Origin of the sequence: Streptomyces sp. NPDC002698, from assembly GCF_042888945.1 — a bacterium.
Lineage (GTDB): Bacteria > Actinomycetota > Actinomycetes > Streptomycetales > Streptomycetaceae > Streptomyces.
In genome coordinates this window covers 124,170-149,087 of record NZ_JBIAQM010000006.1, presented here as the reverse complement: position 1 = coordinate 149,087, position 24,918 = coordinate 124,170, and the positions used below count along the sequence as shown (strand labels likewise).

The following is a 24,918-nucleotide window of genomic DNA, read 5'->3' as shown; positions in this document are numbered from 1 at the left end:
GTAATGTCGTACTCATGAGTACGACAGGTGCGGCCGCCGATCCGCTCGCGGCCCTCGGTTCACTTCCCGGGGTGGCCGATTCCGTGGAGTCCGTGCGCAAGGCTGTGGACCGGGTCTACGGACACCGGATCATGCGGCGCCGCGGCAACGAGATCACGTCCGAGGCGGCGTTGCGCGGGGCCCGTGGTTCCGCGGCGCTGTCCGGTGCCGACTGGGCCCTCGAAGAGGTGCGCCGGCGTACCGACTTCAGCGCGGGGGAGGAGGACCGTACGGTCGGCGCCGCTCTGCGGCTGACCGCCGAGGCGGGCCAGCTCCTGTCCATCTGGCGGCAGTCGCCCCTGCGCGTGCTGGCCCGGCTCCACCTGGTGGCGGCGGCCGACCGGGGTGACGCGGTGGGCCGGCCGAGGCGGAGCGGGGAGAAGGCCGATGAGCCCCTGGTGGAGCTGCCGCTGCCGGACGCGGACGAGGTCGCCGGCCGGCTCGAAGGCCTGTCCCGGCTGATCATCGCCGGCGGTTCCGCCCCGGCCCTGGTCACGGCGGCCGTCGTTCACGGCGAACTGATCGCCCTGCGCCCCTTCGGCTCCCACAACGGACTGGTCGCGCGCGCTGCCGAGCGCATCGTCCTGATCGGCAGCGGTCTCGATCCGAAGTCCATCTGTCCGGCGGAGGTCGGTCACGCGGAACTCGGCCGGGCGGCCTATCTCGCGGCCCTGGACGGTTACGTCTCCGGTACCCCGGACGGCATGGCCGCCTGGATCGCACACTGCGGCCGGGCCGTCGAGCTGGGCGCCAGGGAGTCCGCCGCGGTCTGCGAGGCCTTGCAGCGCGGCGCCGCGTAGAGGGTGTCCGATCGCCCGGAAAAGGGTTGCGGCGGTACGAGTTCTCGTACCGCCGCTGGCATGTTCACCGGGTTACCAAGCGTCCTCGAGATATTGCCCATCAGGTCGGGAACTTTGCCCGTCACCTGGTGCGGCTGGCCCGTAATCGACGGGTCGACGTCGCGTGGGTGCTCGATGTTCATGCTCGGTCCGTGGGGCCTTGTTGCGTTTGAAGGTGATCCTCGCGGATGTCCTTGGTCTCGCGGGCCGCTAAACCCTTTGTACTCCAGGTCCGGAGGAAGCGGAACCCCTGACCACACTTCTTTACTTTTAGGTTCAAAAGGGTGAGAAATGGACTTCAGCGAAGTCGCCGCGCGCGCGTGACCGTTCACACCGCCGTCGCGCGGCGCCGGCTGGCGTACCAGACGAGCCCCGCCGTCGCCGCCGCGGCTCCTATCGCGGCCGCCGCCACGAGAGCGGGGCGAGGGGGTACGGACAGTACGGGCAGCCGTTGCTTCAGCCGGACCGGGCGGTGGAAATCCAGGATCGGCCATGAGCGGGCGAGCGCCTCGCGGCGCAGTGCGCGGTCCGGATTCACCGCGTGCGGGTGTCCGACGGACTCCAGCATCGGCAGATCGGTCGCCGAGTCGCTGTAGGCGTAGCAGCGAGGCAGGTCGTACCCCTCGGAGGCGGCCAGCTCCTTGATCGCCTCGGCCTTCGTCGGCCCGTAGGCGTAGTACTCCACCTCGCCGGTGAAGCAGCCGTCCTCTCCGACGACCATGCGGGTCGCCACGACCCGGTCGGCGCCGAGCAGTTCACCGATCGGCTCCACGACCTCGGCGCCGGACGTGGACACGATCACGACGTCGCGACCGGCCTTGTGGTGCTGCTCGATGAGTGACGCGGCCTCGTCGTAGATGATCGGGTCGATGAGGTCGTGCAGGGTCTCGGCGACGATCTCCTTGACCTGCTGGACGTTCCAGCCGCGGCACATCGAGGACAGGTACTTGCGCATCCGCTCCATCTGGTCGTGGTCGGCGCCGCCCGCCAAGAACACGAACTGGATGTACGCGGTGCGCAAGGCCGCCCTGCGGTTGATCAGTCCGCCTTGGTAGAACGACTTGCTGAAGGTGAGCGTGCTCGACTTCGCAATGACCGTCTTGTCCAGGTCGAAGAAGGCTGCTGTGCGAGGCAAGGAGTGGTTTTCCACGAGGTTGAGCATAGGGCCCACCATTCGGCGTAAGGTGAGGCGCGTGGGTTTGCCTGAGAAGGCTCTCGGGTACACCATGGAAGTCACGGATCGTTCGCGACCGTGCTAACCCGGTCCGACTCCTCCCCCCCCGAGTCGGCCGGGGGGACGACCCCCGCTCTCCCCCCCGGCGGGGGTCGTCGCATGTCCGGATGGGTTTTCTCCTCTTCTGCGCGGCCCCAGAGCCTTCCCGGCTCCTTGGTTCCGCGCTCTTCGCGTATCCACGATCCGTCACTGTGCGTAGTTGTCGGGATGCTCTGAGGAACTCGTTGAGCGTTCACCGGTAGGCGTGAAGGCGATATTCACAGCCGCTGAGTTGTCCACAGTTTTCGACCAAGATCCACATGATTTCCGGGATCGCTGCACCGTGATTCTCACGCGCTCCGTTCGCGGCCGGTTCATGGCCGGGTTCCGTTTGTCGGACGCGTTCGGCCGGTTCGTATCGGCCGTGCATATGGAGGCCGCTCGCCGGCTCTTCACACGAGCGGGATTCACGGGGTCCTGGAGGGCCCCGCGCAAGAAGCAGCGAAGGGGGCTGGAGATCGTGGCGGGAACCATCATCCATGACCGGCCGCCCACCGCCGAAGGGCGGCAGGGCGGACCATTGATCGTCACCGAGGACGTCGACCTCCTCGACGACCTGTTGCGCCTGTGCGCCGCCGCGGGCGCGCGGCCCGAGGTCCATCACGGGATTCCGGAACGCAGGGGCAGCTGGGAGGCGGCACCTCTCGTCCTGGTCGGCGACGACGCGGCACCGCGCGTGCGGGGCGCCGCGCGGAGAAGGGGAGTCGTCCTGGTCGGCCGGGACCAGGACGACTCCGGAGTCTGGCGGCGGGCCGTCGAGATCGGCGCCGATCACGTCCTGGTGCTGCCGGACGGCGAGCAATGGCTCGTCGACCGCATCGCGGATGTGGCCGAAGGAGTAGGCCGGCCCGCGCTCACCGTGGGCGTGCTCGGCGGCCGCGGCGGGGCCGGTGCCTCCACGCTGGCCTGCGCGCTCGCCGTCACCTCGGCGCGTGAGGGGAAGCGCACCCTGCTCGTGGACGCGGACCCTCTCGGAGGCGGACTCGACGTACTCCTCGGCGGAGAGACGGCCGAAGGGCTGCGCTGGCCGGCTTTCGCGGCCTCCCGCGGCAGGGTCGGCGGAGGCGCCCTGGAGGAGTCCTTGCCCCGACTGCACGCCCTGCGGGTTCTGAGCTGGGACCGGGGTGACGCGGTCGCCGTTCCCCCGCAGGCGGTCCGCGCGGTGCTGGCCGCCGCCAGGCGGCGCGGTGGTGCGGTGGTCGTCGACCTGCCCCGCCGCATCGACGAAGGGGTCGCCGAGATCCTCGCCCAGCTCGACATAGGGCTGCTGGTGGTCCCCGCCGACCTGCGTTCCATCGCGGCGGCCGGACGGGTGGCGTCCGCGGTCGGCATGGTTCTGCGCGATCTGCGGATCGTGGTCCGCGGACCCTGCGCGCCGGGCCTCGACGACCGCGAGGTCGCCCGTCTGCTCGACCTGCCGCTGGTGGGCGAACTGCCGGCGGAGTCCTTTCCTATGGACGGCGGGCCGCCACCGGGGAGCGCGGCGAAGGGCCCTCTGGCGCGGTTCTGCACGGCCTTCTGGGAGCGGGTTCCGGTCGAAGGAGGGGGCGTATGAGCTGGGACGCGACCCGAGTCACGAACCACGGTGCGGGAATCGACGGCCGACCGGGAGCCCGGCCTCAGGGCACATACACGGGCCACGCGTCCGTGCGGACGGACCCATGGGAGGGGCACGCGGCTTCTCCGGTCGCCCCGACGGACACGTGGGAGGGGCCCGGGCCGCATCCGCCCGGACGAGCCGACGCGCGGGACGGACCCCGGCCCTGTCTCTCGCGGCGGAGGGAATCGCGGGGCGGCCCCGCGGGCTTCGTGCCCGCGGGAACGGAGACGTGGGACGGGCCCGGGGCAGGCCCGGACGGAGGCGCGGGACTGCTGGACGGCGTGCGCCAATGGCTGGCCGAGAACGGATCCGAACCCACTCCCGCGCGCGTGGCACAGGCGCTGCGCGAGCAGGGGCGAGTGCTCGGGGACGCCGAAGTCCTGGGCGCGGCCGAGCGGTTGCGCTCCGAGCTGGTCGGCAGCGGTCCGCTGGAACCGCTGCTCGCCGATCCGTCGGTGACCGACGTGCTCGTGTCGGCGCCCGACCGGGTCTGGGTGGACCGCGGCGGCGGCCTGGAGCTGACCCCCGTGTCCTTTCCGGGCACGGCGGCCGTACGACGCCTCGCGCAGCGCCTCGCGGCGGTGGCCGGCCGACGGCTCGACGACGCCCGCCCCTGGGTGGACGCCAGGCTGCCGGACGGAACCCGTCTGCACGCGGTGCTGCCACCGGTCGCGGTCGGCTCCACCTGCCTCTCCCTGCGTGTCGTACGGCCACGCGCCTTCACCCTCGACGAGTTGGTGGCAGCGGGCACGGTGCCGCCCGGCGGGGACCGGGTGCTCAGAGCGCTGCTGGACGCCCGGCTGTCCTTCCTCATCAGCGGAGGCACGGGCTCGGGCAAGACGACCTTGCTGAGCGCGCTGCTGGGACTCGTGGGTCCAGGAGAGCGGATCGTGCTCGCCGAGGACTCGGCCGAGCTACGGCCCGACCATCCGCATGTGGTGCGCCTGGAAGGGCGGCCCGCGAACCAGGAGGGCGTCGGCCTCGTCTCGCTCCAGGATCTCGTCCGGCAGGCCCTGCGGATGAGACCGGACCGACTGGTGGTCGGCGAGGTGCGCGGTCCCGAGGTCGTCTCGCTGCTGGCCGCGCTGAACACAGGACATGAGGGCGGTTCGGGAACTCTTCATGCCAACGCGGCGGCGCAGGTCCCGGCCCGGCTGGAGGCCCTCGGCACGGCGGCCGGGCTCGACAGGGCCGCGCTGCACAGCCAACTGGCGGCGGCACTGTCCGTGGTCCTGCACCTCGTGCGGGACCGGACCGGACGGCGCCGGATCGCCGAGGTGCACGTGCTGGAACGCGACGCGTCGGGGCTGGTGGTGACGGTACCGGCGCTGCGGTGGGGCGAGGACGCCTTCGCGTGCGAGCGGGGGTGGGAGCGGCTGAGGGAGCTCCTTCGGGAGGGAAGCCAGGGATGTCGAAGCCAGGAATGCCGCGAGCCGATCGGGCTCGGGAGGGGAAGTGCCGCCGGACCGGAGGAGTACGGGAGCCCGTCCGAGGTTGTGGACGCCGGGGTACCGGCAGGGGCCGGACGCCGGGATGCGAACGGGGAGCGGGATGAGGGTCGGTGAGATGGCGGACGCGCCCGTGGGAGCGGCGATGGCGTGTGCCGGGATCGCGGCCTGGCTGATCGGCGGGCACGGCTCGGGCGCGCGCAGAGCCAGGGTGCTGTTCGCCGGCGGTGAGGCGGTGACCGGTGCGCCTCTGTGGCAGCGGGCCCGTGCGGACTGGCGACGGCTGCGCGGGCGGCTGCGGACCGAAGCCTGGTCGCTGGTGGCGGGAACGGTGATCGCGGTACTGGGCACGTCGGTCCTGCCGCTTCTCCTCGGAGCCGCCGGCATGCCCTTGCTGCGCCGGGTGCGGCTGGCGGGGGAGGCCCGGCGCGAGCGGGAGCGACGTGGCGACGCGGTGATCGCCCTGTGCGGCGCACTCGCCGGTGAGGTGAGGGCGGGACGTCAGCCCGGTGAGGCGCTGCTCGCGGCCGCACGTGACTCGGACGGGCTCGCCGGCGCACAGCCGTTGGTACTGGCCGCGGCGAGATTCGGCGGGGATGTACCGGGTGCGCTGACCGAGGCGGCACGGCAGCCCGGCGCCGACGGACTGGTGGGGCTCGCCGCGTGCTGGCGTGTGGCCGTGGACCGGGGTGCGGGGCTCGCGGCGGGACTGGACCGGCTGGAGGCCGCGCTGCGAGCCGAGCGTGATCAACGAGACGACATGCGGGCCCAGTTGGCCGGATCGCGCTCGACGGCCTCCATGCTCGCGGGCCTGCCGGTCCTCGGCCTTCTGCTCGGCACCGCGCTCGGCGCGGACCCCCTGCACGTGCTGCTGCACACCGGTCCCGGGCTGGGCTGCCTGCTCGTCGGCGGGGTGCTGGAGGGCGTGGGGCTGTGGTGGGCGCTGCGGATCGTACGAGGAGCGGAGACGGCATGAGCGCGGAAGTTGTCCACAGGCTGGGGGTACTTGTGTGCGGAGTGCTCCTGATCGGCTCACCGGCCCGCTGGCTCGGTACGGTCCGGCGGGCGAGGCGAGTGCGCGGACGGCTGGCCGTGTTGCTGCTCCCGGAACCCGCGCCGTCACCGCCACGCCACGAGGTGCGGGACCACGGCCGACGGTGGCTGCCTGTGGTGGGTGTCGGATGTGCCGGCTGGGTCCTGATCGGCGGCGTCGTCGGAGTCCTGGTCGGACTGGCGGCCGGCTTCGGGGGCCGGTGGTGGCTCCGCCGGCGGAATCCGGCACCGCGGGAGGAGTCGGACGTGGGGCCGGCCGTCCGCCAACTGCCCCTCGCCGCCGACTTGGTGGGCGCCTGCATCGCGGCCGGGGCGAGCCCGGTGGCGGCCGCCCACGCCGTCGGCGAGGCGCTGGGCGGGCCGGTGGGTGAGCGCCTGGCCCGGGGCGCGGCGGAGGTGCGGCTCGGCGGTGAACCGGTCGACGCGTGGCGGAGGCTGGCGTCGCTTCCGGGCGCTCAGGGGCTGGCGCGACTGCTGGAACGGGCGGGCGAGTCGGGTGTGCCGGCGGCCGTGCCGGTCGCCCGGCTCGCGGCGGAGGCCCGCGCCGAGTGGGCGCGCACCGCGACGGCGCGGGCGCGCCGGGCGGCCGTCATGGTCACCGCCCCGGTGGGGCTGTGCTTTCTGCCCGCCTTTCTCGCGATCGGTGTGCTGCCCGTGGTGATCGGGCTGGCCGGCGGATTGCTGCGAGGGGGCGGGGGGTGAGGAACGGCGGCAGTGGTGATGGGTGAACGGCAACCGGCGAAGTGCCCGACAGGGCTGAATCTCACGGAGGTTGGAATGAGCAGGACGGTGCGAGTTCTCGGACTGGAGCGAGGGCGAGAGCGAGGACACGGGCAACGGCAACGGCGTGCGCGGATGCGGGCCTGGATGCTCGCGTCCGTCGCGGCGCGGAGGGACGCGGGGATGGTCACGTCCGAGTACGCGGTGGGTGTCATCGCGGCGGTGGCCTTCGCGGCCGCGCTCTACAAGGTGGTGACGAGCGGGCAGGTCGGTGAGGAGCTGCAGGGCGTCGTGGGGCGGGCCCTCAATGTCCAGATGTGAACGCCGCTTGATTCAGAGCCGGTTGAGGGCGGACTGGGCTCTGCGCCGGGACTGGTCGAGGGCGGGTCCGGCTCTGCGCCGGGACGGTGGATTCGTCACCGCGGAGGCCGCCGTGGTCCTGCCCTCTCTGGTGCTCGTCGGCATGGCGCTCGTCTGGGCCCTGCTCGCCGCGTCCGCGCAGATCCAGTGCGTGGACGCGGCGAGGGCGGGCGCTCGGTCGGCGGCGCGCCAGGACCCGGCGGAAACGGTCCTGGCGACGGCCCGTCGCGCGGCCCCGCCCGGGGCGCAGGTCACGGTGGGCCGGGAGGGCGATCTGGTCCGGGTCACCGTCGGCGCGAGGACACCCGGTCCTGCCGCGCTGTCCCTTGAACTGAAGGACGAGGCGGTGGCGCTGGCGGAGGAGACGGTGGGGGACACGGACGCGGGGGATACGGCTGTGGGGGTGGACGGGAGATGAGGAGCCGAAGTCGCCGGCGGAACCGGCGACGGGTGTGGGCAACCGTTGGGAGGGGCTGCCGCGGGCGGTGGTGTGCGTCTCCCGACAAGGGATCGGCGACGGTGTGGACGGTGGGGGCGATCGCTGTGCTGTGTGCCGTCTTCGGAGCGGTGCTGTCGATGGGGCAGGCCGTCGTGGTGCGGCACCGGGCGGCGGGAGCCGCGGACCTGGCGGCCCTCGCCGCGGCGGATCACTGGAGCGACGGCGGCGCGGCGGCCTGCGCCCGCGCCGACCGTGTGGCCCGGGCACAGAGCGCCCGGCTCGTGCGGTGCGCGGTCGAGGGCCAGATCTCGGACGTGACGGCCTCGTCCGGAACCGGACCGATCACCGCCGAGGTCAGATCGAGGGCGGGGCCACCGGGATCTCCGGGTTCTGACGGTTCTCCGGGGCCTGTGGAGACTGTGGGGCCCAAGGGTCCCTCAGAACCCTCAGGGCGCCCCCGCCCTCACTACCCTCAGGGCGCCCCGCCCTCACTCCGCCGAACCCTGCCCCTGGCCGTCACGCGCCGGACGTTCACCCGTTCAGCCCTGAGGCCTCCGACTTTCACTCTTCCGGTCCTCCGTCCCCGCGCATGCCGCCGTGACTCCCCGAACGGACTACCGCGTACGCGGCTCTTTGGGGCCCGACTCCTGCTGCCCCGATTCCTGCTGACCCGACTCCTTCCGGCCGGGCTCCTTCGGAGCGGGTTCCTCGGGTGCCGCTCGCAGGAGTTCCGTGAGCAGGCGTACGGCGCCTCGCTTGTGGAGTGGATCGTTGCCGTTCCCGCATTTGGGGGACTGGATGCAGGAGGGGCATCCGGCGTCGCACTCGCACGAGGCGATGGCCTGGCGGGTGGCCGTGAGCCAGGAGCGGGCGGTGTGGAAGGCCCGCTCGGCGAATCCGGCGCCGCCCGGGTGGCCGTCGTACACGAAGACGGTGGGCAGCAGCGTGTCCGGGTGGAGCGGGACGGAGACGCCGCCGATGTCCCATCGGTCGCAGGTGGCGAACAGCGGCAGCATGCCGATCGAGGCGTGCTCGGCGGCGTGCAGGGTGCCGCCGAGGATCTCCGGGTTGATCCGGGCCGCGTCCAGCTGGTCCTCGGTGACCGTCCACCAGACGGCACGGGTACGGAGCGTACGGGGAGGGAGGTCGAGTTTGGTCTCGCCGAGCACTTCACCGGTGATGACACGTCGGCGCAGGAAGGAGACGACCTGGTTGGTGACTTCCACGGAGCCGTAGCACAACCGGCCGTCACCCCAGGGGACTTCGACATCGGTCTCGAGGACGGCGATGGTGGTCGTGTCGCGGGCGACCGTCGAATACGGCGGGCTGGCCTCCTCGACCAGTGCGACCGAGTCCTCCAGGTCCAGCTTGCGCACCAGGTACGTACGGCCCTGGTGCAGATGGACCGCGCCCTCGTGGACCGCCGTGTGCGCGGCGCCCTCGTCGACCGTGCCGAGCAGGCGGCCGGTTCCGTCCTCGACGACCTGTACCGGGCTGCCGCCGCCCCCGCGGATGTCCGTCAGGTCGACGGCCCGTTCCCGGCGCGTCCAGTGCCAGGCCGTGGCCCGGCGGCGCAGCAGCTTGGCGGCCTCGAGCTGCGGCAGCAGTCCGGCGGCGGCGGGGCCGAAGAGTTCCAAGTCCTCGTCCGTGAGCGGGATCTCGGAGGCGGCGGCGCACAGGTGCGGGGCCAGGACGTAGGGGTTGTCCGGGTCGAGGACCGTGGATTCCACCGGTTGGTCGAACAGGGCCTCGGGGTGATGGACGAGGAAGGTGTCCAGTGGGTCGTCGCGGGCGACCAGGATCGCCAGCGCGCCTTCGCCGGACCGGCCCGCGCGGCCGGCCTGTTGCCAGAGGGAGGCGCGGGTGCCCGGGTAGCCGGAGATGACGACGGCGTCGAGGCCGGAGATGTCGACGCCGAGTTCGAGGGCGGTGGTGGCGGCGAGGCCGAGGAGCTCTCCGGAGTGCAGCGCGGCCTCCAGGGCACGGCGTTCCTCGGGGAGGTAGCCGCCGCGATAGGCGGCGACGCGCCGGGCCAGCGAGCGGTCGATCTCGGTGAGGCGTTCCTGGGCGATGAGCGCGATCAGCTCGGCGCCACGCCGGGACCGTACGAAGGAGATCGAGCGCATGCCCTGGACGGTGAGGTCGGTCAGGAGATCGGCCGTTTCGGCGGTGGCGGTGCGCCGGACGGGTGCACCTTTCTCGCCGTGCAGTTCGGTGAGAGGGGGCTCCCACAGGGCGAACACGAGTTCCCCTCGCGGGGAGGCGTCGTCGGCGACCTCGACGACGGGGAGGCCGGTCAGGCGCCGCGCCGCGACCGAGGGTTCGGCGGCGGTCGCGGAGGCCAGCAGGAAGACGGGGGAGGCGCCGTAGCGGGCGCAGATGCGGCGCAGACGGCGCAGTACCTGGGCGACGTGGGAGCCGAAGACGCCGCGGTAGGTGTGGCACTCGTCGATGACGACGTAGCGCAGGGCGCGCAGGAAGGAGGACCAGCGGGGGTGGGAGGGCAGGATCCCGCGGTGCAGCATGTCGGGGTTGGTCAGGACGTAGTTGGCGTACTGGCGTACCCATTCGCGTTCCTCGAAGGGTGTGTCGCCGTCGTACACGGCTGGGCGTACGGCATTGCCCAGCGGTTGTGAAAGTTCCTTCACCGAGCGGCGCTGGTCTGCCGCCAGGGCCTTGGTGGGAGCCAGGTAGAGGGCGGTGGCGCCCCGGCCGTTCGGGGCCTCGGAGCCCTCCAGGAGGGCCGTCAGGACCGGGGCGAGGTAGGCCAGGGACTTGCCGGAGGCGGTGCCGGTGGCGACGATCACCGACTCGCCGTCCAGGGCGTGCTCGGCGACGCGTGCCTGGTGGGCCCAGGGGTGTTCGATGCCCGAGGCCTGCACCGCGGCGATGACCTCCGGACGGATCCGGTCGGGCCAGACGGCATGGCGACCCTCTCGCGGGGGCAAGTGCTCCGTATGAGTGATGCGCGAAGCCCGGCTCGGCCCCGAGGCGAGCCGGTCCAGGACGGTGCTCGGCGAGGGGCGGGAAGCGGTGTCCGCCGTGGAACGATCGGATCGGTGATTCTTGGCCATCGGCATCGAGTGTGTCACTGGCGTGACGGACAATGGGCCCAAGGCGTCGTGCACGCCTGCCGGTAAGTGATTGAATGCCATCGCGGCTGGCGAACCGTCCCGGGGGCTCTGCCGAGGTGTCCCATGGGGCGACCGCTCGATAGCAAGGTGCTGGAGGATCCGTGGACCTGTCCCTGTCGACTCGCAATGTGTCCGGCCCTAATGGCGACCGTACGGTCGTCGAGGTCGGCGGCGAAATCGATGTATATACCGCGCCCAAGCTGCGAGAGCAGCTGGTCGAGCTGGTGAACGACGGCAGTTTCCACCTCGTCGTCGACATGGAGGGCGTGGACTTCCTCGACTCCACCGGTCTCGGCGTGCTGGTGGGCGGCCTGAAGCGTGTCCGGGCCCATGAGGGCTCGCTGCGTCTGGTCTGCAACCAGGAGCGCATTCTGAAGATCTTCCGTATTACCGGTCTCACCAAGGTGTTCCCGATCCACACCTCGGTGGACGAGGCGGTCAACGCGACCGACTGACGACCGGTCTCCCGGGTCGTGGGCCCGGCATCGCACACATGGGGACCGGGCCCACGGCCCGGCCCCCAGACAGCACGCCCGTAGTTCAGAGGGGGATGCATGGCCACCGTTGAACTCCGCTTCAGCGCGCTGCCCGAGCACGTCAGGACCGCCCGACTGGTGGCGGCAGCGGTGGCGCGCAGGGCCGGAGTGGACGAGGCCGTCCTCGACGAGGTCAGGCTCGCCGTCGGCGAGGCCTGTACTCGTGCCGTCGGACTGCACCAGAGCGGCGGAATCGCGGCGCCGGTGCAGGTGACGCTGATCGAGGAGGAGAAGCAGTTCTCCATCGAGGTCGGTGACGAGGCGCCGGGTTCGGTGCCCGGAGGGGCATCCGGCGCCGCCTCGGACGCGGAGGTCGAGGAGGACGAGATGGGCCTCGCGGTCATCAGCGGCCTCGTCGACGACGTGGAAGTCATCGCCGGAGAGCACGGCGGACTGATCAGGATGAGCTGGCCCACCACGCCGCCGGCCGTGGCTCTTTCCTGACAGCCGTCCCTCTTTAATTCGTCCCGAAGGGCCCTACTCGGTGGGGCCCTTCGGCATGTCCGGGGCAGGCCGGGGTATGTCCGGCAGCGCTCGCTCACCCATATGGTGATCATTTACTCCGGTGATCGCGTACGGCGTTTCGTGAATTGATTCACGATCATTCGCGCGATAATTGGATCAAGCGTCAACGCTTCTGGGGCATTACTGCATTTGGGTTCGTAGACGCCTGTCGATCATTTGCTGAAGAGCAAGTGAAGATTAATTCCGCTTACCGCGGACTGTTTTGATCAGGTTCCGGTACCTAGAATCCGTCCACATCTTGAGCTCAGCCCAAGCGTCAAGGAGGACGAATGGCGGGGCTTTCTACCCCTCATCAGTTTGACCACCCCACAACCTTCGCAGCCGCGGTTCTGACGGACGGCAACCGTCTCATCGTGACGGTCATCGCGGTCGTCGCCGTGGCAGCGCTCGTGGTCGCCGGGATCCTGGTGCGCCAGGTTCTCGCGGCCGGCGAGGGCACCGACAGCATGAAGAAGATCGCGACGGCGATCCAGGAAGGCGCGAATGCCTACCTGGGGCGTCAGATGCGCACGCTCGGCGTATTCGCCGTCGTGGTGTTCTTCCTGCTCATGCTGCTTCCCGCGGACGACTGGAATCAGCGCGCCGGACGGTCGATCTTCTTCCTGATCGGCGCGGCGTTCTCGGCGACCACCGGCTATATCGGTATGTGGCTCGCCGTACGGAGCAATGTCCGCGTGGCCGCGGCCGCACGGGAAGCGACCCCGGCGGAGGGTGAGCCCGAAAAGGATCTCACCGCCGTCTCGCACAAAGCCATGAAGATCGCTTTCCGCACCGGCGGCGTAGTCGGCATGTTCACGGTGGGGCTCGGTCTGCTGGGCGCCTCCTGTGTGGTGCTCGTGTACGCGGCCGACGCGCCGAAGGTCCTTGAAGGCTTCGGTCTCGGCGCGGCACTGATCGCCATGTTCATGCGTGTCGGCGGCGGCATCTTCACCAAGGCCGCCGACGTCGGGGCCGACCTGGTCGGCAAGGTCGAGCAGGGCATCCCCGAGGACGACCCGCGCAACGCCGCGACCATCGCCGACAACGTGGGCGACAACGTGGGCGACTGCGCCGGTATGGCCGCGGACCTCTTCGAGTCGTACGCCGTCACGCTCGTCGCCGCGCTGATCCTCGGCAAGGTGGCGTTCGGCGACGCCGGGCTCGCGTTCCCGCTGATCGTCCCCGCCATCGGCGTACTCACCGCGATGATCGGCATCTTCGCGGTGGCGCCCCGGCGGTCCGACCGCAGTGGTATGTCCGCGATCAACCGCGGGTTCTTCATCTCCGCGGTGATCTCGCTCGTACTGGTCGCCCTCGCCGTCTACATCTACCTTCCGGGGACCTACGCCGAACTGGACGGGGTCACGGACGCGGCGATCAAGGCCAAGGGCGGTGATCCGCGGGTCCTCGCGGTGATCGCCGTCGCGATCGGCATCGTGCTGGCCGCGCTCATCCAGCAGTTGACCGGCTACTTCACCGAGACCACTCGCCGTCCCGTCCGGGACATCGGCAAGAGTTCACTCACCGGCGCGGCCACCGTCGTCCTCGCCGGCATCTCCATCGGTCTCGAATCGGCCGTCTACACCGCCCTGTTGATCGGCCTCGGCGTGTACGGGGCGTTCCTGCTGGGCGGTACGTCGATCATGCTGGCGCTGTTCGCCGTGGCGCTCGCCGGAACAGGCCTGCTCACCACGGTCGGTGTCATCGTCGCGATGGACACCTTCGGTCCCGTCTCCGACAACGCGCAGGGCATCGCCGAGATGTCCGGCGACGTCGAGGGCGCGGGCGCGCAGGTGCTCACCGACCTGGACGCCGTCGGCAACACCACCAAGGCCATCACCAAGGGCATCGCCATCGCCACCGCCGTGCTCGCGGCCTCGGCCCTCTTCGGCTCGTACCGTGACGCGATCACCACGGCCGCGAGCGACGTGGGCGAGAAGGTCTCCGGACCGGGCGCGCCGATGAACCTGATGATGGACATCTCTCAGCCCAACAACCTGGTGGGTCTCATCGCGGGCGCCGCGGTCGTCTTCCTCTTCTCGGGGCTGGCGATCAACGCGGTGTCGCGGTCCGCTGGGGCGGTGGTCTACGAGGTGCGGCGGCAGTTCCGCGAGCATCCCGGGATCATGGACTACTCCGAGAAACCCGAGTACGGACGCGTCGTCGACATCTGCACCAAGGACGCGCTGCGCGAACTCGCCACACCGGGTCTGCTCGCGGTGCTCACGCCGATCGCGATCGGGTTCACGCTCGGCGTCGGCGCGCTCGGTTCGTTCCTCGCGGGTGCGATCGGCACCGGCACGCTGATGGCGGTCTTCCTCGCCAACTCCGGTGGCGCGTGGGACAACGCGAAGAAGCTCGTCGAGGACGGCCACCACGGCGGCAAGGGCAGTGAGGCCCACGAGGCGACGGTGATCGGTGACACCGTCGGTGACCCGTTCAAGGACACGGCGGGCCCCGCCATCAACCCGCTGCTCAAGGTCATGAACCTGGTGTCGCTGCTGATCGCTCCGGCGATCGTCAAGTTCTCGTTCGGCGACGACAAGAACGTCGGCGCACGGGTGTTCATCGCCGTCCTCGCGTTCATCGTGATCGTGGGCTCCGTGTACGTCTCCAAGCGGCGCGGCATCGCCATGGGCGACGAGGAGGACAACGACGAAGGGGTCGCCAAGTCGGCCGATCCGGCGGTGGTTTCGTAGCTCCCGGGTCGCACGCCTGATCCGGCACGGAAATGAGTGCCGGGTCGGGGAGTGAACCAACGGGCGGGTGCACAGCGCGTGTTGACGTGCCGTGCACCCGCCCTGTGTGTGTTCACGCCGCTGTCGTGAGCCTTCTCTCGCTTGGTGCAAACGGCTTCAAAAGCTGCCTTAGTGGACATTCGCCATACGGGTGTCGCCCACATGGCGTGTATGTTCCGGGGCCGAGGGCCATGGAAGGGACCAAACCGGTGAACAAGAAGCTCGCGGCCGCACTGTCCGGCGGTGCGGTACTGGTGCTCGCGCTGTCGGGATGCGGCAGCAGCGAGGACAGCGGCAACGACAAGCTGAACTCCTGGGCGAAGCAGGTCTGCGACGCGGTGAAGCCGCAGGCGCAGAAGATCGAGGAGGCGAACGCCGCGATCCAGAAGCAGACCTCGGACAACAGCACGCCGGAGGCCGTCCAGAAGACCGACGCGCAGGCTTTCCAGGACATGTCCGACGCCTACAAGGCGATCGGCACCGCCGTCTCCAACGCGGGACCGCCGGACGTCGAGGACGGCAAGACGAAGCAGGCCAACGCGGTCAAGGAGCTCAACGACATCTCCACGTCGTACGCCGGCCTGAAGACGCAGGTCGCCAAGCTCGACACCAAGGACCAGGCCAAGTTCGCCGAGGGTCTCAAGGGCATCGCGACCCAGCTCGGCCAACTGAGCCAGAGCGGGAGCGACGCCCTGAAGAAGCTGGAGGAGGGTGACGTGGGCAAGGCGATGGCGCAGCAGGAGAGCTGCAAGTCGGCGTCCGGGTCGCCGGGGGCCGCCAACGGCTGAGGCCGTCCGCAGGATCGAAGGAGAGCCCGGTACGCAGGCGCGCCGGGCTCTCGGCCTGTGCCGCCCGTGCCGCGCTCGCTGTCCACAGGGGAAGCCCGGTCCGCGGGGAGGCTCTGTCCACAGGGGAGGCTCCGTCCACAGGTGTGGGTGCCCGTAGGCGATAGCGGACACAATGGGAGGCGTGAGTCACACCAGCCTGTCACCGTTGCCCTCGTCCGATCGTGCCGACGTCACCGCCCGGCTGCGGAGCGCGCTTCTGGGCGCCTCCTTCACCGCGGACGGTCTCCTCGACCTGCTCGGCGCCCCCGCGTACGCGGCCCTGGCACGCAGTGAGACCGTGCCCGCCCTCCGGGCGACCCGCGGGGACACACCGCTGGAGACGCTCGTTCGGCTGTTCCTGCTGCAGCAGCCCGTGCCGTACGCGCGGGTGGCGGACGTGCTGCCCGTCGAGGACGCCCTGGAACGCGGCTGGCTGATCCGGACGGGCGGGGACGAGGTCGCGGCGAGCGTCGACATCCGGCCTTACGGCGGGCCCGGTGGCGAGGACTGGTTCATCGTGTCCGACCTCGGATGCGCCGTCGGCGGCGCGGGCGGCATCGGCAGCCGGGAGGAAGGTGTCGTCCTCGGAGTGGGAGGGGCCTCCACGACCCTCGCCGGCATCACCGTGCGCACACCCGTCGACTCCGCGCTCGATCTCGGCACCGGCTCCGGGATCCAGGCCCTGCACGTCGCGCAGCACGCCACACGCGTGACGGCGACCGATCTGAACCCCCGCGCCCTGCACATCGCCGCGCTCACCCTCGCGCTCTCCGGAGCCCCGGCCGCCGACCTGCGTCAGGGCTCCCTCTTCGAGCCGGTCCGAGCCGACGAGACGTACGACCTGATCGTCTCGAACCCGCCCTTCGTGATCTCGCCGGGCGCCCGGCTGACGTACCGCGACGGAGGGATGGGCGGGGACGATCTGTGCCGCACGCTCGTTCAGGAGGCGGGGGACCGGCTGAACGAAGGGGGGTACGCCCAGTTCCTGGCCAACTGGCAGCACGTGGAGGGCGAGGACTGGCAGGACCGGCTGCGTTCGTGGGTGCCGCGCGGCTGCGACGCGTGGATCGTGCAGCGCGAGGTGCAGGACGTCACGCAGTACGCGGAGCTGTGGCTGCGCGACTCGGGCGACCACCGGGCCGACCCGGCCGACTACCAGGCGCGGTACGACGCGTGGCTCGACGAGTTCGAGGCCCGCAAGGTGAAGGCTGTCGGCTTCGGATGGATCACCCTGCGCAGGACGGCGGCGGCCGAGCCCTCGATCACGGTCGAGGAGTGGCCGCACTCCGTCGAGCAGCCCCTCGGCGATGCCGTACGTGAGCACTTCGACCGGGTCGACTATCTGAGACGGCACGACGACGCGGGTCTGCTCGCCGGTCACTTCAGACTGGTGGCGGAGGTCGTGCAGGAGCAGGTCGGACTGCCCGGCGCCGAGGACCCGGAGCACGTGGTGCTGCGCCAGCACCGGGGAATGCGCAGGGCCACCAAGGTGGACACGGTCGGCGCGGGCTTCGCCGGCGTGTGCGACGGCACGCTGAGCGCGGGGCGGATCCTCGACGCCATCGCCCAACTGGTCGGCGAGGATCCGGTGTTGCTGCGAGACCGGACGCCCGCACAGATCCGCCTGCTGGTCGAGCAGGGATTCCTGGAGCCGGTCGAGTAGCTGGTGATGCCGGGGCGGGCGGAGGAGGCGGGCAGGGGTGCCGACGTGCCTTCTCAGGCACTCAGGCTTCTCAGGTCCCCCCGGTCCCCCGGTCTCTCCGGTCCTCCGGCTTCTCCGGTTCGATCCCCCTGTCTCTTCCGTCCGGCTTTCCGGCCTCTCCCGTCCGGTCCTCCGGTTACCTCCTGCCGGGGGCGGCAGGAGGCGTGGGGCCGGCCCGGGAGGTCCGGCGTCCGCTCGCGCCGCCGCTGGTCGCGCTCGGACGGACACCCGATCGGGATCTTCCGGGAGGTGAAACCGGCCAACATCCGATGGACGGCGGATGCTTCCGTTCAGCCCCCAGCCCCCAGCCCCCAGCCCCCAGCCCCCAGCCCCCAGCCCCCAGCCCTCAGCCCCCAGCCCTCAGCCCTCAGCCCTCAGCCCCCAGCCCCCAGCCCTCAGCCCCCAGCCCGAGCCCCCAGCCCCAGCGCCGGTGCCTGCGGCAGCACCCGTGGCTGTCCTTCCCGTCCGCTCATGCAGCCCTTTCCCGGCCCCGGGCTCCGCCCTGTCCATTTCGAGGCGCTGTGGCGTGGGCGTAGCGGGGGACGGGAAGGACGGATTCGCCACAGTCGGGAGCGCGGGGAGCGCGTCGGCACGGCGGGGACGGCAGGGGGCGTGCGACGTCGGGTGAGGGTGCGGGCGCCCCATGGGGTGCTGGTCGCCAGGCGTTCACCGTGGGTTCGTACATCGGCTGCCGGGGCGTGTCAGCCTCCCGAGCCTGAGGACGCGGGGCGAAAGGACAGAGCCATGGAAAGCGGGCCGGCGATCTTCGTGGGGATGGTGTTCGCCCTGTTCGGAAGCGGGATCCTGGCCTGGACGGTGGTCCGGGTGCGGCAGGGCGAGCCGGTCGCCCATGGTGTGAACCGCGTCGCATCGGCGACCCTCGCGAGCGTCGCCGGAAGCGGGGCGCTGGCGCTGGGGGTGTGGTGCCTCACGCGCGTGTGAGACCGCGCGTGAGGACCCCGGCTCGGGTAACCGGAAAGTTACCCTCCGGGTAGGCCCGGAAGGGCAGGTCGACACTCCGGGCGGCAGGAATGGCGGTAGTCGGGTTACCGTTCGAGTGGCCGTTGCGGGCTTTTCCCGTTTGACACGGGGGCGGGATGTACCGTCACACTCCGCAGCGTCAGCATGACCCGATCCCTCGGGAGCCAAGCCCCGGGGAGATTCCGCGTCGACCGGAGAGAAGAGCGAAGTTGTCCCCGACCAGCGACACCGCACACGGCGGCCGCCGACTCGTCATCGTCGAGTCGCCTGCCAAGGCGAAGACGATCAAGGGGTACCTCGGCCCCGGCTATGTCGTCGAAGCGAGCGTCGGGCACATCCGTGACCTTCCCAACGGCGCCGCGGAGGTGCCCGAGAAGTACACCGGCGAGGTCCGCCGCCTCGGCGTCGACGTCGAGAACGACTTCCAGCCCATCTATGTGGTCAACGCCGACAAGAAGGCTCAGGTCAAGAAGCTCAAGGACCTGCTGAAGGATTCCGACGAGCTCTTCCTCGCCACCGATGAGGACCGCGAGGGCGAGGCCATCGCGTGGCACCTCCTGGAGGTCCTGAAGCCCAAGGTTCCCGTTCACCGGATGGTCTTCCACGAGATCACCAAGGACGCGATCCGCAGCGCCGTCGCCAACCCGCGCGAGCTGAACAAGCGCATGGTCGACGCGCAGGAGACCCGCCGCATCCTCGACCGCCTCTACGGCTACGAGGTCTCGCCGGTCCTGTGGAAGAAGGTCATGCCGCGGCTGTCGGCGGGCCGCGTCCAGTCCGTGGCGACCCGGCTCGTCGTCGAGCGGGAGCGCGAGCGCATCGCCTTCCGTTCCGCCGAGTACTGGGACCTGACCGGCACCTTCGGCACCGGCCGCACCGGTGACGCGAGCGACCCGGCCAACCTCGTCGCCCGTCTGACCGCGGTCGACGGCAAGCGCGTCGCCCAGGGCCGCGACTTCGACTCGCTCGGCCAGATCAAGGGCGCGAACACGCTCCACCTGGACGAGACGAACGCCCGCGCGCTCGCCGCCGCTCTTCAGGACACGAACTTCGCCGTCCGCTCGGTCGAGTCCAAGCCCTACCGCCGCTCGCCGTACGCGCCGTTCCGTACGACGACGCTCCAGCAGGAGGCCTCGCGCAAGCTCGGCTTCGGAGCGAAGGCCACCATGCAGGTGGCGCAGAAGCTGTACGAGAACGGCTTCATCACTTATATGCGTACGGACTCCACGACCCTCTCGGACACGGCCGTCACGGCCGCCCGTGCCCAGGTCACCCAGCTGTACGGCGCCGACTATCTGCCGGCGCAGCCGCGTACGTACGCCGGGAAGGTCAAGAACGCGCAGGAGGCGCACGAGGCGATCCGTCCCTCGGGCGATCGTTTCCGCACCCCCGCCGAGACGGGACTGACCGGCGACCAGTTCAGGCTGTACGAACTGATCTGGAAGCGCACCGTCGCCTCCCAGATGAAGGACGCGGTCGGCAACTCCGTCACCGTGAAGATCGCGGGCACCTCCGCCGACGGCCGGGACGCCGAGTTCAGCGCGTCCGGCAAGACGATCACCTTCCACGGCTTCCTCAAGGCGTACGTCGAGGGCGCGGACGACCCGAACGCGGAGCTCGACGACCGTGAGCGCCGCCTTCCGCAGGTCAACGAGGGCGACCCGCTGTCCGTCGAGGAGATCACGGTCGACGGCCACGCCACCAAGCCGCCGGCCCGCTACACCGAGGCATCCCTGGTCAAGGAGCTCGAGGAGCGCGAGATCGGCCGCCCGTCGACGTACGCGTCGATCATCGGAACGATCCTCGACCGCGGTTACGTCTTCAAGAAGGGGACGGCCCTGGTGCCCTCCTTCTTGTCGTTCGCCGTGGTCAACCTCCTGGAGAAGCACTTCGGGCGGCTCGTCGACTACGACTTCACCGCCAAGATGGAGGACGACCTCGACCGCATCGCCCGCGGTGAGGCGCAGGCCGTGCCGTGGCTCAGGCGCTTCTACTTCGGCGAGGGCGACGCGGCCGGTGCCGCCGACGCGGGCAACGGCGACGGCGACCACCTGGGCGGCCTCAAGGAGCTCGTCACCGACCTGGGCGCCATCGACGCCCGTGAGGTGTCCTCGTTCCCGGTCGGCAACTCCATCGTGCTGCGCGTCGGCCGCTACGGCCCGTACGTCGAGCGCGGGGAGAAGGACGACGAGAACCACCAGCGCGCCGACGTCCCCGAGGACCTGGCCCCGGACGAGCTGACCGTCGAACTCGCCGAGGAGCTGCTCGCCAAGCCGAGCGGTGACTTCGAGCTCGGCGCCGACCCGCAGACGGGTCACCAGATCATCGCCAGGGCCGGCCGCTACGGTCCGTACGTCACCGAGGTGCTCCCCGAGGGCACCCCGAAGACGGGCAAGAACGCCGTCAAGCCGCGTACCGCCTCGCTCTTCAAGACGATGGCGCTCGACACGGTGACCCTGGAGGACGCCCTTCAGCTGATGTCGCTGCCGCGCGTCGTCGGCACGGACGCCGAAGGTGTCGAGATCACCGCGCAGAACGGGCGCTACGGTCCGTACCTGAAGAAGGGCACGGACTCGCGGTCGCTCACCTCCGAGGACCAGCTCTTCACCATCACGCTGGCAGAGGCGCTGGAGATCTACTCCCAGCCCAAGCAGCGGGGCCGCGCGGCCGCCAAGCCGCCGCTGAAGGAACTGGGCACCGACCCGGTCAGCGAGAAGCCGGTGGTGGTCAAGGACGGCCGCTTCGGTCCGTACGTCACCGACGGCGAGACCAACGCGACCCTGCGCTCCGATGACAGCGTCGAGGCCATCACGCCGGAGCGCGGCTACGAGCTGCTCGCCGAGAAGCGTGCCAAGGGTCCGGCCAAGAAGACCGCGAAGAAGGCGCCCGCCAAGAAGGCACCGGCCAAGAAGGCGCCTGCCAAGAAGACCGCCGCCAAGAAGACGACGGCTTCCACCGCGGCTGCCAAGAAGGCGCCCGCCAAGAAGACCGCCGCGAAGAAGACGGCGGCCTCGGAAGGCTGAGCCACCCGCTGAGCCGCCGCCGGACCCTGTCGAAGAGCGGAAGCCCCTACACCATTTGGTGTGGGGGCGTCCGTTTGTTCGGGCACCCCTTCGGGGAGTCAGTGGGTCCGGATAGGCTGGCAGGATGACGCGAGCCGAGCAGCCAACGGCCCACAATTGGGCCCCCGACGAAGCCCTGGTCGCGGATTCGCGCGAGCGTGCCGTCCGCGCCCTGCTGCGTCAACCGCAGCTGAAGCGGTTGTGGAGCGCACACCTCGTGGGGGGTGTCGCGGACGTCCTGTCCCTGCTTGTCCTGGTCGTGCTCGCCCTCCAGGCGGCGATCTCCGAGGGTTCCTTCGGCGGTGGCGCCCGCGGGGCGGCCCTCGCCGTGGCGGCCGTCTTCGGGGCGCGCGTCCTCGCGACGCTGCTCTTCGGAGCCGTGCTCCTGGGCCCCCTGACAGCGCTCACCTCTCCCGAGGGACCGCTCGACCGGCGCTGGACCATGCTCGTGGCCGACGGCCTGCGGGCCGCGCTCCTCATCGTCGCGCCCCTGTTCATCGACTGGACCCCGGACAACGCCCTCGCCGTGGTCCTGGTCATCGTCTTCGTGTCCGGGGTCGCCGAGCGGTTCTGGACGGTCTGCCGGGAGAGCGCGGCGCCCGCGCTGCTGCCCGCGCCGCCGCTGGAGGGCGCCACCGTGCGCCCGCTGCCGGACCACATGGACGCGCTGCGGCGGCTGTCCCTGCGCACCGCCTTCGTCGCGGTGCCGATCGCGGCCCTCGCCCTGGTCGCCGTCTCCCTCGTCAGCAACATGCTGGGCGCCGGGATCGACTGGTTCCACCTCCACCAGGCCGCCCTCGCCTCGTACGTGGCGGCCGGACTGTTCGCGGCCTCCCTGTCGGTGGTCGCCTTCCTCGAACTGCCCGACGCCCGTACCCCGCGCGCGCGGTCGCCGCTCGAAGGACTGCGCCGCCCGAAGACGGGCACGGCCGACGACAAGGGCCGCACCGGCGCGATCCCGCTCCTGGTGCCGGCCTGCGCAGCCGTCGCCGGGGCGATCTCGGCCGCCGTCGCCGTCGCCGTGCTGGACGCCATCGACCTGGGCGGCGGACCGGTGCTGTACGGGCTGCTGGTGCTGGCCCTGACCGGCGGCGTCGTCGCAGGCATCCGCACGGCCCCCTCCCTGCTCCCGTCGCTGTCGCGGCGCAGGCTGCTCGCGCTCGCCATCGCCTTCACCGGGATCGCGCTGCTGGCCGCCGGTCTCGTCCCGGACGTCACCACCGTGCTGCTGATCCTGGCCTTCGCCGGCGTGGGCGCGGGTGTCGCGGCGAACACCGGCCACGCACTGCTCGACCAGGAGACCGAGGACTACCGACGGGCCCGCACGACCGAGCACCTCCACGCGGTGGTACGGGTCTTCGTCGGGGTCGGCGCGATCGTGGCGCCGCTGGTCGCCGCGGCGATCGGCCCGCACCGCCTGGAGAACGGCAAGTTCGTGTTCGCGCACGGCGGTGCCGCCTTCACCCTGATGCTGGTCGGCGCGCTTCTGCTGCCCGTCGCCGCCCTGGTGCTCGCCAAGGCCGACGACCGTTCCGGCGTGCCGCTGCGCAAGGACCTGCTGGACGCGCTGCGCGGTGGCGACGACCCGGCGCAGGTGCCCGCCACGAGTGGCTTCTTCATCGCTCTCGAGGGCGGCGACGGGGCCGGCAAGTCCACTCAGGCGCAGGCACTCGCCGACTGGATCCGGGCCAAGGGCCACGAGGTCGTGGTGACCCGCGAGCCGGGCGCCACGCCGGTCGGCAAGCGGCTGCGCTCGATCCTCCTCGACGTGTCGTCCGCGGGCCTCTCGCACCGCGCCGAGGCCCTGCTGTACGCCGCCGACCGCGCGGAGCACGTCGACACGGTCGTCCGTCCCGCTCTGGAGCGGGGCGCCATCGTCATCTCCGACCGCTACATCGACTCTTCCGTGGCCTACCAGGGCGCGGGCCGCGACCTGTCGCCCACGGAGATCGCCCGCATCAACCGATGGGCGACGGACGGGCTCGTACCGCATCTGACCGTGCTGCTGGACGTGTCGCCGGAAGCCGCCCGTGAGCGGTTCACCGAGGCGCCCGACCGGCTGGAGTCGGAGCCGGTCGAGTTCCACGCGCGCGTGCGGTCCGGTTTCCTGACGCTCGCCGCCGCCGACCCGGGCCGTTACCTGGTCGTCGACGCCGCGCAGGAGCCCGAGGCCGTCACCACGGTCGTACGGCACCGGCTCGACGTGATGCTGCCCCTCTCCGAGGCCGAGGTGAAGGCCCAGGAGGAGGCGCGCAGGGCGGCCGAGGAGGAAGCCCGGCGCAAGGCCGAGGAAGAGGCCGCCCGCAAGGCGGAGGAGGAGCGCCTGGAGCGCGAGCGTCAGGCCCAGCTCGTGAAACTGCGCGCCGAGGAGGAAGAGCGCAAGCAGCGCGAGCTGGAAGAGGCCCAGCGGCGCGAGGCCGAGCGCCAGGCGGAGGAGGCCCGGCAGCGTGCCGAGGAGGCCCGCCGCCGCGCCGAGGAGGAGCGGGTCCGGCTTCTCGCCGAGGAAGAGGCCCGCGCCGCGGAGCAGGAGCGGGCGCGCAGGCAGGCCGAGGAGGAGGCGCGGCTGCGTGCCGAGGCCGAGGCACGCCGTCTGGAGAAGCAGCGGAAGGCCGAGGAGGCGCTGCTGCGGGCCGAGGAGGCCCGGCGGATCGCCGCGGAGGCCGCCGCCGCTTCGGCGGCCGCGTCGGCTTCGGCCGAGGCCGCGGTGTCGAGTACCGGTACAGCCGCGAAGTCCGACGGTCCGGCGGGTTCGCGGTCCGGTGCGGGGACGGGACGCGACGCCGACGAGGCTTCGAAGCCCTCGGCATCTCCGTCCGCCTCCGCCTCCGCGTCGGCCTCCAGGCCTTCATGGGCGGTTTCCGCGCCGGACAACGAGCCGACGGTGCCCACGCCGGTCGTCACCGACCCGGCGGCGGTCGACGAGACTGCCGTGCTTCCGCCCGTACGACCGACTGAGCGCCGCTCGGGCAGCCGCCTGGGGTCCCGCTCCGACGTCGAGGACACGGCCACGCTGCCGAAGCCGCCGGTTCCGGGCGGGGCGGCGGACGAGACGGCGGTGCTGCCGCCCGTCTCCCCGGACCCGCGCGCGGCCGACGAGACGGCCGTCCTTCCTCCGGTACGGGGCAGGGGTGCGGGGACCAGGGCCGAAGAGCCGTCCGGTGACCCCACGGACCGGATGCCCCGGGGCTTCTTCCGCGACGAGCGGCAGGCGGAGGGGCCCGAGGGTCCCTCCGACCGCACGCGGGAGCTGCCGCAGGTGGACGAGACGGGAGCCCCGCGCCGCAGGCCGCGTCCGGACTGGGCCGAGGAGACCCCGCTCGACGACCTCCCGACCCTGGCGGACGAACTGCTCGGCCCGCGTGACGACGAGGACGACTGGGACGAGGGCCCCGGCCGCGGCCGGGGCGGACGGCGACGCTAGTCCGGCCGACGGCAGACGGCCGGGGCTACGACCCGGCAGGCGGCTGATGGCTGATGGGTGACGGCCGATGGCTGGGATCGGGGCCGTCTGCCGGTCGGTGTCCGGCGGGCCGCGGCCCGCCGGGGCGGCGCGACCCCGGCGGGCCGGCGTTCGGCGTCCGGTTCGGAGCCGGTGCACGGGCGGGTGTGCCCCGGTTGTCAGTGACGACCCGCACAATGGACGACGCGAGACAAAGTGCGACG

General features: G+C 71.4%; 17 protein-coding genes and 1 pseudogene. 16 read left to right on the top strand and 2 right to left on the bottom strand.

Features of this window, described 5'->3' with window-relative positions; genetic code table 11:
* Positions 1-14 precede the first annotated feature (14 nt).
* Complete coding sequence (locus tag ACFYW9_RS11595) at positions 15-839, top strand: oxidoreductase (protein WP_389147901.1); 825 nt, start codon at positions 15-17, stop codon at positions 837-839.
* A gap of 367 nt (positions 840-1,206) precedes the next feature.
* Here the strand turns inward: ACFYW9_RS11595 and ACFYW9_RS11590 are convergent, their stop codons facing one another.
* Entirely contained in the window at positions 1,207-2,040 is an 834-nt protein-coding gene (locus ACFYW9_RS11590; protein WP_351866428.1) for an HAD-IB family hydrolase, read from the bottom strand.
* Positions 2,041-2,611: 571 nt separating this feature from the next.
* Here ACFYW9_RS11590 and ssd point away from each other — a divergent pair.
* From ssd to ACFYW9_RS11555, 7 genes and pseudogenes are all read left to right on the top strand, one after another.
* Positions 2,612-3,706, top strand: coding sequence for a septum site-determining protein Ssd (ssd, locus tag ACFYW9_RS11585; protein ID WP_389147897.1), 1,095 nt, complete (start codon positions 2,612-2,614; stop codon positions 3,704-3,706).
* A gap of 254 nt (positions 3,707-3,960) precedes the next feature.
* Positions 3,961-5,316, top strand: a complete 1,356-nt coding sequence (locus ACFYW9_RS11580; RefSeq protein ID WP_389147894.1) for a TadA family conjugal transfer-associated ATPase — start codon at positions 3,961-3,963, stop codon at positions 5,314-5,316.
* A 1-nt stretch (position 5,317) separates the two neighbouring features.
* Positions 5,318-6,175, top strand: a complete 858-nt coding sequence (locus tag ACFYW9_RS11575; RefSeq protein ID WP_389147891.1) for a type II secretion system F family protein — start codon at positions 5,318-5,320, stop codon at positions 6,173-6,175.
* Positions 6,172-6,954: a type II secretion system F family protein gene (locus tag ACFYW9_RS11570; RefSeq protein WP_389147888.1), complete on the top strand. Its 783-nt coding sequence runs from the start codon at positions 6,172-6,174 to the stop codon at positions 6,952-6,954. Before ACFYW9_RS11575 ends, ACFYW9_RS11570 begins: the two co-directional genes overlap by 4 nt.
* Positions 6,955-7,107: 153 nt before the next feature.
* On the top strand, positions 7,108-7,293 hold the full coding sequence (locus ACFYW9_RS11565) for a DUF4244 domain-containing protein (RefSeq protein ID WP_389148320.1): 186 nt from the start codon (positions 7,108-7,110) through the stop codon (positions 7,291-7,293).
* Positions 7,294-7,366: 73 nt separating this feature from the next.
* Entirely contained in the window at positions 7,367-7,750 is a 384-nt protein-coding gene (locus tag ACFYW9_RS11560) for a TadE family type IV pilus minor pilin (RefSeq protein ID WP_389148317.1), read from the top strand.
* Positions 7,747-8,178, top strand: a pseudogene (locus ACFYW9_RS11555) (Rv3654c family TadE-like protein); the annotation flags it as partial. The gene ACFYW9_RS11560 and the pseudogene ACFYW9_RS11555, both read left to right, overlap by 4 nt.
* A 207-nt stretch (positions 8,179-8,385) precedes the next feature.
* Here the strand turns inward: ACFYW9_RS11555 and ACFYW9_RS11550 are convergent.
* Positions 8,386-10,926: a DEAD/DEAH box helicase gene (locus ACFYW9_RS11550; protein WP_389147885.1), complete on the bottom strand. Its 2,541-nt coding sequence runs from the start codon at positions 10,924-10,926 to the stop codon at positions 8,386-8,388.
* A gap of 80 nt (positions 10,927-11,006) precedes the next feature.
* On the opposite strand from ACFYW9_RS11550, the gene bldG reads away from it, so the two are divergent.
* The 8 genes from bldG to tmk all read left to right on the top strand — a co-directional run bounded on the left by bldG (position 11,007) and on the right by tmk (position 24,676).
* Entirely contained in the window at positions 11,007-11,360 is a 354-nt protein-coding gene (bldG, locus tag ACFYW9_RS11545) for an anti-sigma factor antagonist BldG (RefSeq protein ID WP_037625427.1), read from the top strand.
* A 99-nt stretch (positions 11,361-11,459) separates the two neighbouring features.
* Positions 11,460-11,885, top strand: coding sequence for an ATP-binding protein (locus ACFYW9_RS11540; protein ID WP_326786415.1), 426 nt, complete (start codon positions 11,460-11,462; stop codon positions 11,883-11,885).
* Between the two features lie 350 nt (positions 11,886-12,235).
* Positions 12,236-14,644: a sodium-translocating pyrophosphatase gene (locus ACFYW9_RS11535; RefSeq protein ID WP_351866409.1), complete on the top strand. Its 2,409-nt coding sequence runs from the start codon at positions 12,236-12,238 to the stop codon at positions 14,642-14,644.
* A 230-nt stretch (positions 14,645-14,874) separates the two neighbouring features.
* On the top strand, positions 14,875-15,471 hold the full coding sequence (locus ACFYW9_RS11530) for a small secreted protein (RefSeq protein ID WP_389147881.1): 597 nt from the start codon (positions 14,875-14,877) through the stop codon (positions 15,469-15,471).
* Between the two features lie 172 nt (positions 15,472-15,643).
* Positions 15,644-17,173, top strand: coding sequence for a methyltransferase (locus ACFYW9_RS11525; RefSeq protein WP_389147878.1), 1,530 nt, complete (start codon positions 15,644-15,646; stop codon positions 17,171-17,173).
* 783 nt (positions 17,174-17,956) lie between these two features.
* A complete protein-coding gene (locus tag ACFYW9_RS11520) occupies positions 17,957-18,154 on the top strand; it encodes a hypothetical protein (protein WP_389147875.1) in 198 nt (65 codons plus the stop codon).
* Positions 18,155-18,402: 248 nt separating this feature from the next.
* A complete protein-coding gene (gene topA, locus ACFYW9_RS11515) occupies positions 18,403-21,216 on the top strand; it encodes a type I DNA topoisomerase (protein WP_351866399.1) in 2,814 nt (937 codons plus the stop codon).
* 124 nt (positions 21,217-21,340) lie between these two features.
* Entirely contained in the window at positions 21,341-24,676 is a 3,336-nt protein-coding gene (tmk, locus tag ACFYW9_RS11510; protein ID WP_389147871.1) for a dTMP kinase, read from the top strand.
* Positions 24,677-24,918 lie beyond the last annotated feature (242 nt).

What these genes read in the sequence shown, in the direction of transcription:
- ACFYW9_RS11590 (WP_351866428.1), bottom strand. Translation starts at nt 2,040, where the DNA reads ATGCTCAACCTCGTGGAAAACCACTCCTTGCCTCGCACAGCAGCCTTC.
- ACFYW9_RS11525 (WP_389147878.1), top strand. Translation starts at nt 15,644, where the DNA reads ATGGGAGGCGTGAGTCACACCAGCCTGTCACCGTTGCCCTCGTCCGAT.
- ACFYW9_RS11520 (WP_389147875.1), top strand. Translation starts at nt 17,957, where the DNA reads ATGGAAAGCGGGCCGGCGATCTTCGTGGGGATGGTGTTCGCCCTGTTC.
- ACFYW9_RS11595 (WP_389147901.1), top strand. Translation starts at nt 15, where the DNA reads ATGAGTACGACAGGTGCGGCCGCCGATCCGCTCGCGGCCCTCGGTTCA.
- ACFYW9_RS11565 (WP_389148320.1), top strand. Translation starts at nt 7,108, where the DNA reads ATGCGGGCCTGGATGCTCGCGTCCGTCGCGGCGCGGAGGGACGCGGGG.
- ACFYW9_RS11570 (WP_389147888.1), top strand. Translation starts at nt 6,172, where the DNA reads ATGAGCGCGGAAGTTGTCCACAGGCTGGGGGTACTTGTGTGCGGAGTG.
- ACFYW9_RS11575 (WP_389147891.1), top strand. Translation starts at nt 5,318, where the DNA reads ATGGCGGACGCGCCCGTGGGAGCGGCGATGGCGTGTGCCGGGATCGCG.
- ACFYW9_RS11530 (WP_389147881.1), top strand. Translation starts at nt 14,875, where the DNA reads ATGGAAGGGACCAAACCGGTGAACAAGAAGCTCGCGGCCGCACTGTCC.
- ACFYW9_RS11535 (WP_351866409.1), top strand. Translation starts at nt 12,236, where the DNA reads ATGGCGGGGCTTTCTACCCCTCATCAGTTTGACCACCCCACAACCTTC.
- ACFYW9_RS11540 (WP_326786415.1), top strand. Translation starts at nt 11,460, where the DNA reads ATGGCCACCGTTGAACTCCGCTTCAGCGCGCTGCCCGAGCACGTCAGG.
- tmk (WP_389147871.1), top strand. Translation starts at nt 21,341, where the DNA reads ATGACGCGAGCCGAGCAGCCAACGGCCCACAATTGGGCCCCCGACGAA.
- ACFYW9_RS11550 (WP_389147885.1), bottom strand. Translation starts at nt 10,926, where the DNA reads ATGGCATTCAATCACTTACCGGCAGGCGTGCACGACGCCTTGGGCCCA.